Below are 13215 nucleotides of genomic sequence, written 5' to 3'. Positions count from 1 at the left end.
ATCAGCCGCTCACCGAGTTGATCGCCGAGCGGAGCATGCCCATCAGCTCCGGGCGCAGGAACGCCCAGATGCCGCCCACGATGGTCGCGGTCATCACGGTGATCAGCACCCATCCGGGCACGTCGCCGCGCTCGTCGCGCGCCCTCGGCGCGGCCACCAGCAGCCACGCCCTCAGCAGGCTCTCCTGCAGCTTCTCCATCGTTCCCCCTTCACCGGGCCTTCCACCCGGGCTCATGGCGTGGTCATCGACAGGCCCACCACGCCGGGCCAGAACGCGAACATCACGGTCACCGGGAGGACGAGGAACACCACCGGGACCATCATCAGGACCTCCTTGCGGGCGGCGGTCTCGATCAGCTCCCGCCGACCCGCCTCACGGACGTCGGCCGCCTGGGCGTGCAGCACGTCGGCGAGCGGGGTGCCGCGCTCGACGGCGACCGCGATCCCCTCCGCGAACCGCGCGACGAGCGGCAGACCGCTCGTCGCGGCCATGCGGTCGAACGCCGAGCCCACCGGCTCCCCGGTCCGGACCGCAGCCAGCACCCTGCCCAGCTCGCGAGACAGCTCGCCGCCGCTGCGTCGGCACACCCGGTCGAGCGCCGCGACCGGCCCCTCGCCCGCCGCGACGGACAGGGCGAGCAGCTCCGCGATGGTCGGGAACTCCTCGAGGATGCGGCGCTCCCGGGTCGTCACCTGGTGGGTCAGCCAGTTGTCGCGAGCGATGACGCCGGTGGCGAGGGCCGCGAGACACAGGAGGAGCGTGCCGACCGCGCTGCCGGGGTCGCGGAGGGTCGCCAGCACGCCCACCACCGCGGAGACGCTGAAGCTGACCAGCCCCCACACCACCTGCTCGACGCGGAAGTCGTGGACGGTGCGCTCGAGGCCTGCGCGCTCCAGGCGGCGGCGGACGGACGTGGCGCCGCCGAGGACCCGCTCGACCGCGTCGGCCGCGCTGCGCAGGAGCGGGCCGAACACCCCGGCCGCCGCCGAGGTCGGCGACGCCGAGGCGACCCGCAGCGCCGGCGTACGCCCCACCTGCGGCAGGTCGCGCACGTAGGGCAGGACCCGGGTGGCGAGCTGGGGCCTGCCGACGACGCGGACGCGCGACCACGCCAGGACCAGTCCGGCCCCGGCGAGCGCCCCCAGGAGCGCTCCCCACACCGCGAGGCTCACGACAGGATCCTCCGCTCGACGGGCAGCCGACCCAGCCGCGTCATCAGGCGGTAGGCCACGACGCACAGCCCGGCGCCGACCCCGAGGACCACGACGCCGCCGGCCGACGCGTAGCGCTGGACCACGTCGCTCTGGAAGCTGAGGACCAGCAGCACGAGCCAGGGCGCGGCGACCGCCAGGCGGGCGCCGTTGACCGTCCAGGACTGGCGTGCCTCCATCTCGGAGCGGGTGCGCGCGTCGTCGCGCAGGTAGCCCGACAGGTTGCGCAGCAGTCGCCCGAGCTCGCCTCCCCCGACCTCGCGAGCCACCCGCAGGCCCTCGATCACGCGGTCGCCGACCGGGTCGGCGAGTCGCTCCTTGAGGCGGTCGAGGGAGTCGGAGAACCGGCCGCTGATCTGGTAGTCAAGCGCGAACGCGTCGAAGGCGTCGCGCAGGGGCTCCGGTCCCCGGACGCCCAGTCCCGCCAGCGCGTCGGGCAACGAGAGGCCCGCCCGCACGCCGGAGGCGAGGTTGTCGACCGCCTCCGGCCACACCTCGGCGAGCTCGCGCTGGCGGCGGTGCGCACGACCCCGGAGGATCGCGACGGGCAGGTACGCCGCGAGCAGCGCGAAGGCGACGGCCACCGGCAGGGTCCCCGACACCCCGAGCATCACGCCGCCCGCCGCCGCCCCGAGGACCGCGCACAGCGTGAGCAGGCTGGCCGGGGAGACCTGGCTCAGACCCGCGCGCGACAGCAGGTGCTGCACCCGACCCGGCCCGGTCCGGACGACGGGCGTCCGGCGCGGCAGGAAGAACGCGGAGTAGACGAGCAGCAGGCCCAGGCCGACGCCGAGCCCGACGACGGCGCCCATCAGCGGGCCTCGAGCAGGCGGTGCACGTCGACGCCCGCGCGGGCGTAGCGGTCCAGGTGCGGCGGCATCCCGCCCGCGCGCTCGAGGTCGCCGCCCGCCCGCGTGAAGATCGGCTCGGTCTCGATGACGTCGTTCTCGACCCGTCCGGGGACGGCCACGATCTCGTTGGTCCGGCGCGTCCCGGCACCGTCGATGCCGAGGTGGACGACGAGGTCGACCGAGCTCGCCACCGTCGGCACCACGAAGCGGGAGGAAATGTTCTCGCCGGCCAGCAGCGGCAGCGTGCACATCTTGACGAGCGCCTCGCGGGCGGAGTTGGCGTGGATGGTGCACATGCCCGGCAGACCCGAGTTCAGCGCGAGGAGCAGGTCGAGGCACTCCTCCGCGCGGACCTCGCCGACGATCACCCGGGAGGGCCGCATCCGCAGCGCCTCCTTGACCAGCTCGCGCAGCCGCACCTCGCCCGTGCCCTCCAGCCCCGCCTGCCGGGTCTGCATGGCCACCCAGTCGGTGTGGGGGAAGCGCAGCTCGAAGACCTCCTCCGCCGAGATCACCCGCTCGCCGCCGGGGATGGAGGCGGCGAGGCAGTTGAGCATCGTGGTCTTGCCGGCCTGCGTGCCGCCCGCGACGAGCACGTTGAGGCCCGCGCGGATCGAGGCCTCGAGGAAGCGCGCGGCCTGCGGGGTGAGGCTGCCGAGCTCGACCAGGTCACCCAGACGCGCCGCGCGCAGCACGAACTTGCGGATGTTGACCGCCGAGAAGCCGCGGCTGATGCCCTCGAGGACCACGTGGAGCCGGTGTCCCTCGGGCAGCATCGCGTCGACGAACGGACGGCTGACGTCGATCCGCCGGCCCGAGGACTTCAGCATCCGCTCAACGAGCTCGGTGACCTGCGCGCGCGACAGCATCAGGTTGGTCAGCTCGTGGCGACCGTTGCGGGCCACGAAGACCCGGCTGGGGTCGTTGATCCAGACCTCCTCGACCTCGGGGTCGTCGAGGTACACCTGCAGCGCCCCGAACCCCGCGACGCGGGCGACGAGGTCGGCCACCACCGCGGTGGGGTCGGCGAGGGGCACGACCTGCCCGGTCAGCGAGAGCTCGTCGTGGGCGCGCACGACCCCCTCGGCCAACCGGCGTACGACGCGACCGTCGACCTGCGGGTCGATGCCCTCGCGCCGCACCGCCTCGCGCAGCTGGGCGTCGAGACGCTCGAGCAGCACCGGGTCCACCGCGGGCGGTGGCGGAGACGCGAACCGCTCGGCGCGAACCGCGCGGTGGACGCCGTCGAGGCCGGTGATCGGCGTGCTGGTCATCGAGCAATCCCCCTCGAGCGAGACCGGTACGACGCACAGTCAACGCGCAAGGAGGCCATCGGGATACGGGGAAATCCCCCGCCTGTGGACAACTGTGGGCACGCGCGTCCCAGGTGTTCGCACGCACCACACGAGCCACTATGTGGCTCCGGCAGGTTCCCGCCGCGGACGTCTCCGCACGTCCCGCTTGGCGACAGCCCGGTCGGAGACGCGGTCACCGCCGACGCCAGCCGGAGGCGCCGAGGTCGCGCTCGCCGCCCTGGGCCCCGCGCCGATGGTCGAGCACGCGGGGACACGGCGATCGTCACCGGGCGCCTCGGCCAGAACCCCGCCGGTTCCCCCGTCCACGTCACCCCCGTGTCGCGCCCCGCGCGTGCATACTGCCCGCATGGGGAGACTGCTGAACGTCGCACTCGTGGGGGCGATCGTGACCGTGGCGTCGCTGGCGGGGCTGGCGGCTCCCGCCTCCGCCGACACCCCCCGGTGCGTCACCAGGAACGAGTTCCGGCAGATCGAGACAGGGATGAAGAAGGAGCGGGTACACCGCATCTTCGACATCTCGGGCCAGTCCGCGGGCGGCTTCGCTGGCGGGTACACCCGCTGGTACGCCTCGTGCCGCGCAGTGCACAGCGGGGGCGGGGACAGCGGGGCCGGCGTCTCCTACGACGGCAGGACCCATCGGGTCGTGGAGAAGCGGTGGACCTGAGGCCGGCGGACCAGTAGCCCGCCGGGAGGGCGCGCCCGGCGGCTACTGGGCGGCGGCTGCGGCCGCCGCCTGGGCCTTCTGGCTGAGCCGGAACAGCTGCACGACCGCCACGACCTGGGCCAGCGTCAGCGGGTTCCGGTGACCCTGCACCTCCCAGGCGTGGGGGCGGAAGGTGAAGAACCCGGTCGTCGTCGCGGACGACAGCACGACCTCCTCGCGCTCGTCCTCCAGGCGCCACTGGCGGCCCGAGAAGCTGCCGTGCAGCGTCATCGCTCGCCCGCCCAGGTCGACGTGGGTGCGGGACCCGCCCCAGCCGCTCCGGCGCAGCGACACCAGCGGAGCCCCCGCGGGGTCGACCGCGTCCCACCAGGTCGAGAAGATCCCGCGGCTGCGGCCCGAGCACAGCGGTGCGCCGTCCGGCGTGGTCGCCGTGAACGACCGGCCGCTCCAGACCCCGACCTGGATCCGCGCCACCACGCCGTCGGGGCTATGCACGAGGAAGTCACCGTCCTCGCGGTGGTCGTCGAAGGCCAGCAGCTCGGGTGTGCTCATGACAGGGGTCTACCCCTTCCGGGCAGGCCCAAGCCTCAGGCGACGTCGAGGTGGATGGGGGTGTCCCAGCGGAGGTCGATGTGGTGGCTGGTCGGGGGTGGCATGGGGTTGAGGGGGGTGGGGAGGTCGGGGGCGCGGCTGGTGTGGGTGTGTCCGGTGGGGGTGGTGGTCTGGACGGTGTGGGGCTCCAGTGGCGAGTCCTGCCGGGCGTGGTGGCGCCAGCCCCAGGCTTCCTTGGTGTGGTTGCAGGCCGCGCAGAGACCTTGGGTGTTCGAGGCGGTGGTGGGTCCGCCGGCGGCGGCGGGGGTGATGTGGTCGATGTGGCGGATGGGGGCGTCGCAGTAGGGGGTGCGGCAGCGGGCGGCGTCGCGTAGGGCGATGTAGGTGCGCAGGGCGCCGGTGACGGTGCGGGCGGTGGAGTCCATGGCGACCAGGGCCCCGGCGTGGGTGTAGAGGCGGCGGATGGTGGTGCGGACCTCGGGTGAGGCGTGGACCATCCGGCGGGCCACCGGGGCGGGGAGGGGGCCCAGCCCGGGGACGTGGGCCGGGGAGTCGTCGTCGCCGAGGAGGACCTCGGCGGGCACGACGAGCTGGACCGCGACCGGGGTCGCGTCCGCGGCGACCTGCCCGGTGAGGCGGGCCACGAAGAGGTCGGCGATGACCTGCTCCCGGGTCCGGGTGTCCCGCTCCACCATCCCGTGACCGTTCACGTGACCCGGGTTGTTCCTGCTGCGGGCGGTGCGGGCGGTGCGGGCGGTGCGGGCGGCGATCTCGGCGTCGGCGCCGGCGCGCAGCGAGGTCATGACGGTGTGGGCCTCGAGGTCGCCGAGGAACGCGGAGAGGGTGGTCATGTCGTCGGGGGCGACGCGGCTGGTGATCCGGCGCCGGGTGCGGGCGCGGGCGCGGCGGGCCCCGCACCCGTCGGGGTCCAGGCGCAGCGCGAGGCGACGGGCGGCGTCGCGGCACTCCGCGGTGCCCATCGCGGTCACCCCGGGGGCGCCGCTGAGTCCGTCGCTGAGGGTGGGTGGGAGGTCGGCGTCGGGGCCGGCGAGGCGGGTGTCGGCCTCGCGGCGCTGGGCGGGTGGCAGGTCGCGCAGCTGGGTGGCGATGACGTGGGCGCGGTGCTCGGAGAGCTGACCGTCCTCGACCAGGCGCCGCAGGTGGGGCAGGTCGGTGGCCAGGAGTCGGGCGAGGGTGAGGAGCTCGCGGCCGCGGTGGGGTGACTCGCGGCGGGCGAGGGCGATCTGCGCGGCGACCGACCGGGTCGCGGCGCGGGACCCGTGGGGGTCGTGGGGATCGTGGGGGTCGCGCGAGTGGTCCTCGACTCCGGCGGCGCGGCGTGCGGCGTGGGCCTCCTCGGCGCGGTCGAGGAGCTCGGCGCTGAGGCGGGCCTGGGTGGCTGCGGCGGCGGCCTTGAGTCGTTCGAGGTCGCGGATCCGGTCGATCGCGCCGGCGTCGGTGTCGGTGGCGTCGGCGATGGCGAGCACGGCGATGAGGGAGTCCACGGTGGGCTCCTCGACACCGGCCAACAACTCGAACACGTGTTCGATCATAGGCGCGGTCGCCGACACCCGCAACGCTCGATCCACACCCGGCAGGGCCGCCGCACCGAGACCGAGGCTGGGACGATGCCCGCGTGCCCTGGTCCACGATCGTCGGCGTCGCCGTCGGCCTGCTGCTCACCTGGGCTGTCGCCGTCGCGGCGCTGTGGCGCCTGCGGCCGGGCGAGCTGCAGCTGCGCGAGGCCCTGCGCCTGCTGCCCGACCTGGCAGGGCTGCTGGCCCGGCTCGCCCGGGACCGCACGGCGCCCCGCGGCGTCCGTGCGAGGCTGTGGCTGCTGCTGGCCTACCTCGCGATGCCAATCGACCTCGTGCCCGACGTCATCCCGGTGCTGGGGTGGGCCGACGACGCGATCATCGTCGTGCTCACCCTCCGCTCCGTCGTACGACGGGCCGGCCCGGAGGCCCTCCGGCGGCACTGGCGCGGCTCGTCCGCCGGCCTGGAGGCCGTGCTGGCCCTCGCCACCGGACCCCGTCGCCCGTGACGACTGCCTAACAGCATTAGGCAATGCACTACGCCATGTAGTTCACTGGGTCCATGGCCCCCCGCGCACCGCTGACCGCCGCGAGGCTCGCCCGCGCGGGCGCCGAGCTCGCCGACGAGGTCGGCTTCGACGCGGTCACGCCCGCGGCCCTCGCCCGGCGGGTGGGAGTCCGACCGCCCAGCCTCTACGCCCACGTCCGCGACGCCGACGACCTCCGCGCCCGTGTCGCGGGCCTGGCGCTGGCCGAGCTGGCCGACGCCGTCGCCGAGCGGCTCGCCGGGGTGTCGGGTCGCGACGCGCTCGCCGCGGTCGCCGACGCCCACCGCGACTACGCCCGCGCGCACCCCGGCCGCTGGCAGGCGACACGCCACCGCGTGGACCACGCCACCGCGCTGGCCGGCGCGGGGCCGCGCCTGGCGGGGCTGATGCGGGCCGTGCTGCGCGGCTACGGCCTCGCCGAGCCCGACACCACCCACGCGGTGCGCCTGCTCGGCGCCACCGTCGCGGGCTTCGTCGACCTCGAGGCCGCGGGCGGGTTCGCCCACTCCGGGCCCGACCTCCCCGACGCCGACGCGTCCTGGACCTGGACCCTCGACGCCCTCCACGGCGCCCTGACCCGCCCCCTCCCCGAGACCGGAGACACCCCGTGACCCCCGATGCACCCCTCGCCGACGTCCCCCTCGACCCCGCCCTGCTGCGCGGCGCCCTCGAGGTCGAGCGCACCGACCGCGGACTGCTCCCCCTGCGCCTGCCGCGGTGGGTCACCGACCAGGTCGGCGACCCCCAGCTGACCCTGAGCGCCTCGCAGCCCTCCGGCGTCCGGCTCGCGCTGCGGACCGCGGCGACGACGCTCGAGCTCGACGTCGTCCCCACCAAGCGGTCGTACGTCGGCGCGCCGCCCCGACCCGACGGCGTCCACGAGCTCGTCGTCGACGGGCGGCTCGTCGCGCACGCCTCGGTCGCCGGCGGCGACACCGTGCGCATCGACATGACCACCGGCACCCACACCCACGAGCGCGGCCCTGCGGGCACCCTGCGGTTCGCCGACCTGCCGCCCGGCGAGAAGGACGTGGAGCTCTGGCTCCCCCACGACGAGACCACCGTGCTCGTCGCGCTGCGCGCCGACGCGCCCGTGGCCGCGGCGGCGACCGGTGGCCGGCGCACCTGGCTGCACCACGGCAGCTCGATCAGCCAGGGCTCGAACGCGACGACCCCGACCGGCACCTGGCCGGCCGTCGCCGCCCGCGCCGCCGGCGTCGAGCTGGTCAACGTCGGCCTCGGCGGGGGCGCGATGGCCGACCCGGCCACGGCCCGCGCGCTGCGTGAGGCCGCGCGCCCCCTCGGTCCGGACGACCTCGTGACCGTCGCCCTCGGGATCAACGTCGTCAACGCCGACCTGATGCGGCGCCGCGCCTTCGCGCCCGCCGTCCACGGCTTCCTCGACACGATCCGCGAGGGCCACCCCACGGTGCCCCTGGTGGTCGTGACCCCGCTGCTGTGCCCGCTGCACGAGGACACGCCCGGACCGCTGGGGCCCGACCTCGACGCCATGGCGACCGGCCGGGTGGCCTGGCTGGCCACCGGCGACCCCGCCGACGTCGCCCACGGCGCGCTGACCCTGCGCACGGTCCGCGAGGAGCTCGCGCGCGTGGTGGACCAGCGCCGGGCCCACGACCCGCACCTGCGTCTCGTCGACGGCCTGGCGCTGTACGGCGAGGCCGACGCCGTACGTCGCCCGCTGCCCGACGGCCTGCACCCCGACGCCGCGACCCACGCCGAGGTCGGCGGACGGTTCGCCCGCCTGGTGCTGGCTACACCCGGCTCGTGAACCAGTCCTCGAGCGTCGTCAGCAGCACCTCGGCGCGCTCGGCGACGCGGTGGCCGCCGGGGCCCTCGGCGAGCACCAGCTCGCGGCTGGTGACCGCGAGCAGGTAGAGCGCCCCGAGCACCGAGGCACCCGGGCCGTGCTGGCGCCGCAGCGCCTCGGCCAGCCCGGCGCGCACCGCCGACGGGGTGAAGCCGTCGCGGTCGGTCGCCGCCGAGACCAGGAAGTGACAGGGGTCCAGGCCCATCGGGACGCCGGTCTCGAAACGGGTCCAGCCCCACACCTGCACCTGCGGACCACGGCGCGCCATGTGGTGAGCGGTCCAGTCGCCGTGCCACGCGCCCACGGGCCACGTCGTCCGGCGGGCGTCGTGGAGCAGTCGGTCGACGACCGCGCCGAAGCGCTGGCGGGCGGTGCGGCTGCGGAGCATGTCGACGAGGTCCTGCTGGCGGCGCATCCACCCCATCTCCTCGAGCCGTACGGCGGGCTCCGCCCACGCCGTGCTCAGCTCGCCCATCGCCTCGACCGGGGGCTCGGCGCGACGACGCGCGCCGCCCTGCCACAGCGGGGCCCGCAGGGTGGAGGTCACGAGGACGTCGATGTCGTCCCAGGACGTGCGGGACAGCACGCGGGGCACCTCGAGGTGGGTCCACTCCCGGGGGCCGACCTGGGCGAGGGCGGCGACCTCGGCGTCGAGGTCGGAGCGCGAGGCGGGGCTGACGCCGAGGTCGGCGCGGGCCACGCGCCGGTCGCGGGCGTCGAGCACGGACAGGACCGGGCGACGGCTGGTGCGCGCCTCCTCGATCCGCATCGTGTAGGTGACGCGCTGACCGAGCACCTCGGAGAGGTGGTCGGCCAGACCGTCGGTGCCGCCGACGACCGCGACCCTCTCGCGCAGCAGCTGGCCCGCGGTGAGCGAGGTCCAGGCGCGGGTGCCCAGCAGGCCCATGGCGTCTCCCGGGGTGGTGGTGGCGTCGACCGCGCGGTGCGCCTCGGCGAGTGCCCGCGGACGGGTGGTGGACAGCGCCGTCGGACCCCGGCGCCCCGGGACCAGCACGCGGTGGGCCGTGCGCGGCGCGGCCGACCCGGCGCCGACGGTGACCAGCCGCGAGCCCGGCACCAGGCGGACCAGCGTCTCGAGCAGCTCCTCGACGTCGGTGTCGTGCACCGTCGACGAGTCCGCGGCGGGGGTGGGCACCCTCGCCGCCCCCGAGAGATGGACGGTAGTCACCTGCTCACGGTAGGTGCTGGACGGCCCCCCGCCAAGCCGAGTGTGAACAGTGTTCGCGCACGTGACGGATGGGGTCGCCGGGAGCCCTCAGTCGTCGTCGGCGTCCACCCGCGGGCTGCGCTCGGCGACCAGGTCGACGAGGTCCGCGATGGAGTCGACGACCTTCGTCGGGCGGTACGGGAAGGTCTCGACCTGGTGGGGCCGGGTGGAGCCGGTGAGCACCAGGATCGTGCGCAGCCCGGCCTCGAGCCCGCTCTTGACGTCGGTGTCCATGCGGTCGCCGATCATCACCGTGGTCTCGGAGTGCGCCTCGAGCCGGTTCAGCGCCGAGCGCATCATCAGCGGGTTCGGCTTGCCCACGTAGTACGGCGTGGAGCCGGTCGCCGCGGTGATCAGCGCCGCCACCGACCCGGTGGCGGGCAGCGTGCCCTGCACGCTCGGGCCGCTGACGTCGGGGTTGGTCGCGATGAAGCGGGCGCCGGCCTCGACGAGCCGGATCGCCCGCGTGATCGCCTCGAAGGAGTAGGTGCGGGTCTCCCCGAGCACGACGTAGTCCGGCTCCCGCTCGGTGATGACGTAGCCGATCTCGTGCAGCGCCGTGGTCAGCCCCGCCTCGCCCACCACGAAGGCCGTGCCCCGCGGGCGCTGGTCGGCGAGGAACTGGGCCGTGGCGAGCGCCGAGGTCCAGATCGACTCCTCCGGCACGTCGATGCCGGAGGCCAGCAGCCGCGCGCGCAGGTCCCGCGGGGTGTAGATGGAGTTGTTGGTCAGCACCATGAAGCGCCGGCCCGAGTCCTTCAGCGCCTGCAGGAACTCCGGCGCGCCGGCGATGGGCGCCTCCTCGTGGACGAGCACGCCGTCCATGTCGGTCAGCCAGGTCTCGATCGGTCGCGGGTCGCTCACCCGACCATCATGGCGCCCCGGCGACGCCGCGCGCTCCCCGCTCAGCCGCGGCGCACCTCGCGCCGGCCGATCGGCGTCTCGTAGTCGATCGGGTTCACGCCACCGGTCAGGCGCGCGTCGTCGTAGGAGTTCACCGAGGTCTGCGGGATCGGGTTGCGGACCAGCGCACCGAAGCGGATCGTCCGGGGGTTGGCCAGGCACGGGCGCGGCACCGCGACGACGAGCTCGTCGGCCTCGGGCAGCAGGCTGCCGCGCAGCCCGTCGCACACCCGCGCCGCCTCCTCGCCGTCGGCGACGTCCTTCGTCAGGGTGACGACCTTGCGGACGTCGGTGCCCGGCGCCATGCGGGCGCTGAACGTCGCCCCGCTCGGCGTGCGCAGCCGCACCGTCACCTGCGGCACGACCGAGGCCTCGACGTCGACCATGCGCAGCCGGGTCACCACGACGCTGCGCCGGTGGTCCAGCACGGTGCGCCGGATGTCGGTGTTCTCCTCGTTGAAGTCGTCCGCGGGGACCCCGGCCCGGAACCGTCCGTTGACGACGTCGCCCACGGGGTCGTCGACGCCGACCGACTCGGCGTGGGCCGGCACCGAGGTGACGGCCAGGACGGCGGCGCCGGCGGCGCAGACGGCCGCGGCGCGGGACAGGATCAGGGGCAGGACGGGCACGGGGGACCTCCGGGTCGGGTGAGCCGAGACTGGCGCACCCCGCCCGGATCACCAACCCGGACGCCCGGCGGGCTAGACCACCGCGAACAGGTCCCCGAGGTCCGCGACGCGCTCGAGCACCTCGTCGGGGCGCAGCTGCTCCAGCGCGAGCGGGTCCTCGGCCCCGGCGGCGACCTCGTCCCAGGTGAGCGGCGCGGCGACGGTCGGCACCTCGCGCCCGCGCAGCGAGTACGGCGAGACCGTGGTCTTGGAGCCGGAGTTCTGCGACCAGTCGAAGAAGACCTTCCCCGAGCGCCGCGCCTTCGTCATGGTCGCCGTCACGAGCCGCGGGTGCTGCGCCGCCAGGGTCTCGGCGACCTCCTTGGCCAGCGCGGTCGCCGCGTCCGGGTCGCGGCGGCGCGGCAGGGCGGCGTACAGGTGGAGGCCCTTGGACCCGCTGAGCACGGGCCGGGTCGCCAGCCCGCGCTCGGCCAACGCGTCGCGCGCCAGCAGGGCGACCTGCGCGCACTCGTGGAGCCCGGCGGGCTCGCCGGGGTCGAGGTCGACGACGATCCGGTCGGCGCCGCGGACGCGGCCCGCCCGGGTCACGGTCCACTGGTGCACGTGCAGCTCGAGGGCGGCCAGGTTGGCCAGCCAGGTCAGCGTCGCGAGGTCGTCGACGACGGGGAAGACCAGCGTGCCGTCCGCGCGCTCGGCGGTGCGGGAGCCGGTGGTCGGCACCTCGGCGGTGCGCACCCAGGAGGGGACGCCGCGCGGCACGTTCTTCTCGAAGAAGCTGCCGTCCGCGACGCCGTGGGGCCAGCGGATGCGGGTGACCGCCCGGTCGGCCAGGTGCGGCAGCAGCACCGGCGCGATCCGGGCGTAGTAGTCGAGGACCTCGCCCTTGGTGAAGCCGGTGCGCGGGTAGAGGACCTTGTCGAGGTTGCTGATCGTCAGCGTTCGGCCCTCGACCTGCACGCGGGTCTCAGCCACGACCGCCTCCCCGCCCGGGGTCCCGCCCGACGAGCAGGTCCTCGGGCGCGACGTCGTCGCGCACCCCCTGGAACGAGGGCTGGCGCAGCCGGTCGTAGCCGGCGCCGTGGGTGTCGACGTCGACCACGACCACGGGCTCGACCCACCGCGTGCCGGTCGCGTCGACCCGCGGCACGGCGTCGGCGAACGGGCTCCGGCCCGCCGCCAGCGGCTCCAGCAGCGCCTGCAGCCGGCGGGCGGTGGCCCCGGACAGCCCGCTGCCGACGCGCCCGCGGTAGGCCAGTCCGTCGGCGGTCGGCTCCCCCACCAGCACCGCCGCGAGCCGGTCGTCGGTGCCGACCTGGGGGCGCCACCCCCCGACGACGTAGGTGCCGCGGTGGCGGTGGGCGAGCTTGAGCCAGTCGGGGCTGCGCACCCCGGGCCGGTACGGCGAGGCGCGGCGCTTGCTGACGACCCCCTCGAGGCCCTGCGCACGGGTGGCCTCGAGCAGCATCGCGCCGTCGTCGTACGCCTCGGGGACGGCCCACGCGCTGCCGGTCAGGTCGAGCCCCGCGAGCCGCTCCCGGCGCTCGACGAGCGGGGCCGCGGTCAGGTCCTCGCCGTCGAGGCCGAGCAGGTCGAACGCCATCAGGGTCACCGGCACCGACCGCACCAGCCGCGCCACCTCGGCCGCCCGCCGCACGTGCATCCGGTGCTGCAGGACCCGGAAGTCGGGCACCCCCGCCTCGTTGAGGGCGATCACCTCGCCGTCGAGCACCAGGTCGCGGTCCCCGAGCGGGCTGGTGGCCAGCTCGGGCCACGCGGCCGTGGTGACGTTGCCGTTGCGGCTCGTCGTGCGGACCGCGCCGCCGGAGACCTCGAGGATCACCCGGACCCCGTCCCACTTGACCTCGTGGAGCCACTCCGCGCCGCTCGGCACGGTCTTCGTGGGGCTCGCGAGCATCGGGGACACGGTGCGGGCGGAGGGGCCGGGCATG

The 13215-nt window shown here is 75.4% G+C and carries 15 protein-coding genes; 4 read left to right on the top strand and 11 right to left on the bottom strand.

Annotated features, from left to right (window positions below; genetic code table 11):
• Position 1: 1 nt before the first annotated feature.
• Genes ABD158_RS10320 through ABD158_RS10305 form a run of 4 tightly spaced genes read right to left on the bottom strand, consistent with a single transcriptional unit; the run spans position 2 to position 3337 of the window.
• Positions 2-199: a hypothetical protein gene (locus tag ABD158_RS10320; protein ID WP_344006782.1), complete on the bottom strand. Its 198-nt coding sequence runs from the start codon at positions 197-199 to the stop codon at positions 2-4.
• 32 nt (positions 200-231) lie between these two features.
• Positions 232-1173 carry a type II secretion system F family protein gene (locus ABD158_RS10315; RefSeq protein WP_344006780.1) on the bottom strand — a complete coding sequence of 314 codons (942 nt, stop codon included), beginning with the start codon at positions 1171-1173 and terminating at the stop codon, positions 232-234.
• Positions 1170-2024, bottom strand: a complete 855-nt coding sequence (locus tag ABD158_RS10310) for a type II secretion system F family protein (RefSeq protein ID WP_344006778.1) — start codon at positions 2022-2024, stop codon at positions 1170-1172. Before ABD158_RS10310 ends, ABD158_RS10315 begins: the two co-directional genes overlap by 4 nt.
• The gene (locus ABD158_RS10305; protein WP_344006776.1) at positions 2024-3337 is read right to left on the bottom strand and encodes a TadA family conjugal transfer-associated ATPase; all 1314 of its coding nucleotides are present in this window, start codon (positions 3335-3337) and stop codon (positions 2024-2026) included. The genes ABD158_RS10310 and ABD158_RS10305 overlap by 1 nt, the downstream gene beginning before the upstream one ends.
• A 388-nt stretch (positions 3338-3725) precedes the next feature.
• On the opposite strand from ABD158_RS10305, the gene ABD158_RS10300 reads away from it, so the two are divergent.
• Complete coding sequence (locus tag ABD158_RS10300) at positions 3726-4043, top strand: hypothetical protein (RefSeq protein WP_344006774.1); 318 nt, start codon at positions 3726-3728, stop codon at positions 4041-4043.
• Between the two features lie 42 nt (positions 4044-4085).
• On the opposite strand, the gene ABD158_RS10295 is transcribed toward ABD158_RS10300, so the two are convergent.
• Both ABD158_RS10295 and ABD158_RS10290 read right to left on the bottom strand, forming a co-directional pair.
• The gene (locus tag ABD158_RS10295; RefSeq protein WP_344006772.1) at positions 4086-4595 is read right to left on the bottom strand and encodes a hypothetical protein; all 510 of its coding nucleotides are present in this window, start codon (positions 4593-4595) and stop codon (positions 4086-4088) included.
• 35 nt (positions 4596-4630) lie between these two features.
• Positions 4631-6136, bottom strand: a complete 1506-nt coding sequence (locus ABD158_RS10290) for an HNH endonuclease (protein WP_344006770.1) — start codon at positions 6134-6136, stop codon at positions 4631-4633.
• Between the two features lie 95 nt (positions 6137-6231).
• On the opposite strand from ABD158_RS10290, the gene ABD158_RS10285 reads away from it, so the two are divergent.
• From ABD158_RS10285 to ABD158_RS10275, 3 genes are read left to right on the top strand one after another with little or no spacing between them, the layout of a single operon-like run.
• Positions 6232-6639 carry a YkvA family protein gene (locus tag ABD158_RS10285; protein ID WP_344006768.1) on the top strand — a complete coding sequence of 136 codons (408 nt, stop codon included), beginning with the start codon at positions 6232-6234 and terminating at the stop codon, positions 6637-6639.
• Between the two features lie 53 nt (positions 6640-6692).
• On the top strand, positions 6693-7289 hold the full coding sequence (locus tag ABD158_RS10280) for a TetR/AcrR family transcriptional regulator (protein ID WP_344006766.1): 597 nt from the start codon (positions 6693-6695) through the stop codon (positions 7287-7289).
• Positions 7286-8467: a GDSL-type esterase/lipase family protein gene (locus ABD158_RS10275; protein ID WP_344006764.1), complete on the top strand. Its 1182-nt coding sequence runs from the start codon at positions 7286-7288 to the stop codon at positions 8465-8467. Before ABD158_RS10280 ends, ABD158_RS10275 begins: the two co-directional genes overlap by 4 nt.
• On the opposite strand, the gene ABD158_RS10270 is transcribed toward ABD158_RS10275, so the two are convergent.
• The 5 genes from ABD158_RS10270 to ligD (ABD158_RS10250) form a co-directional block, all read right to left on the bottom strand.
• Positions 8451-9695, bottom strand: coding sequence for a hypothetical protein (locus ABD158_RS10270; RefSeq protein ID WP_344006762.1), 1245 nt, complete (start codon positions 9693-9695; stop codon positions 8451-8453). The genes ABD158_RS10275 and ABD158_RS10270 overlap by 17 nt on opposite strands.
• Positions 9696-9782: 87 nt before the next feature.
• Positions 9783-10559, bottom strand: coding sequence for an HAD-IIA family hydrolase (locus ABD158_RS10265; RefSeq protein WP_344007025.1), 777 nt, complete (start codon positions 10557-10559; stop codon positions 9783-9785).
• An 80-nt stretch (positions 10560-10639) separates the two neighbouring features.
• Positions 10640-11266, bottom strand: a complete 627-nt coding sequence (locus ABD158_RS10260; RefSeq protein WP_344006760.1) for a hypothetical protein — start codon at positions 11264-11266, stop codon at positions 10640-10642.
• Between the two features lie 72 nt (positions 11267-11338).
• Complete coding sequence (gene ligD, locus ABD158_RS10255) at positions 11339-12238, bottom strand: non-homologous end-joining DNA ligase (RefSeq protein ID WP_344006758.1); 900 nt, start codon at positions 12236-12238, stop codon at positions 11339-11341.
• Positions 12231-13214, bottom strand: a complete 984-nt coding sequence (gene ligD / locus ABD158_RS10250; RefSeq protein ID WP_344006756.1) for a non-homologous end-joining DNA ligase — start codon at positions 13212-13214, stop codon at positions 12231-12233. Before ligD (ABD158_RS10250) ends, ligD (ABD158_RS10255) begins: the two co-directional genes overlap by 8 nt.
• Position 13215: the final 1 nt, after the last annotated feature.

The organism is Nocardioides lentus (assembly GCF_039529515.1).
Taxonomy (GTDB): domain Bacteria; phylum Actinomycetota; class Actinomycetes; order Propionibacteriales; family Nocardioidaceae; genus Nocardioides; species Nocardioides lentus.
Note: the sequence above shows the minus strand (reverse complement) of the source record. Positions and strands in the feature narration are given on the sequence as shown.

Bases quoted from the DNA above. Each gene is read 5' to 3' on its own strand.
- ABD158_RS10320 (WP_344006782.1), bottom strand. From the start codon at position 199: ATGGAGAAGCTGCAGGAGAGCCTGCTGAGGGCGTGGCTGCTGGTGGCC.
- ABD158_RS10310 (WP_344006778.1), bottom strand. From the start codon at position 2,024: ATGGGCGCCGTCGTCGGGCTCGGCGTCGGCCTGGGCCTGCTGCTCGTC.
- ABD158_RS10305 (WP_344006776.1), bottom strand. From the start codon at position 3,337: ATGACCAGCACGCCGATCACCGGCCTCGACGGCGTCCACCGCGCGGTT.
- ABD158_RS10300 (WP_344006774.1), top strand. From the start codon at position 3,726: ATGGGGAGACTGCTGAACGTCGCACTCGTGGGGGCGATCGTGACCGTG.
- ABD158_RS10295 (WP_344006772.1), bottom strand. From the start codon at position 4,595: ATGAGCACACCCGAGCTGCTGGCCTTCGACGACCACCGCGAGGACGGT.
- ABD158_RS10280 (WP_344006766.1), top strand. From the start codon at position 6,693: ATGGCCCCCCGCGCACCGCTGACCGCCGCGAGGCTCGCCCGCGCGGGC.
- ABD158_RS10265 (WP_344007025.1), bottom strand. From the start codon at position 10,559: ATGGACGGCGTGCTCGTCCACGAGGAGGCGCCCATCGCCGGCGCGCCG.
- ligD (WP_344006756.1), bottom strand. From the start codon at position 13,214: ATGCCCGGCCCCTCCGCCCGCACCGTGTCCCCGATGCTCGCGAGCCCC.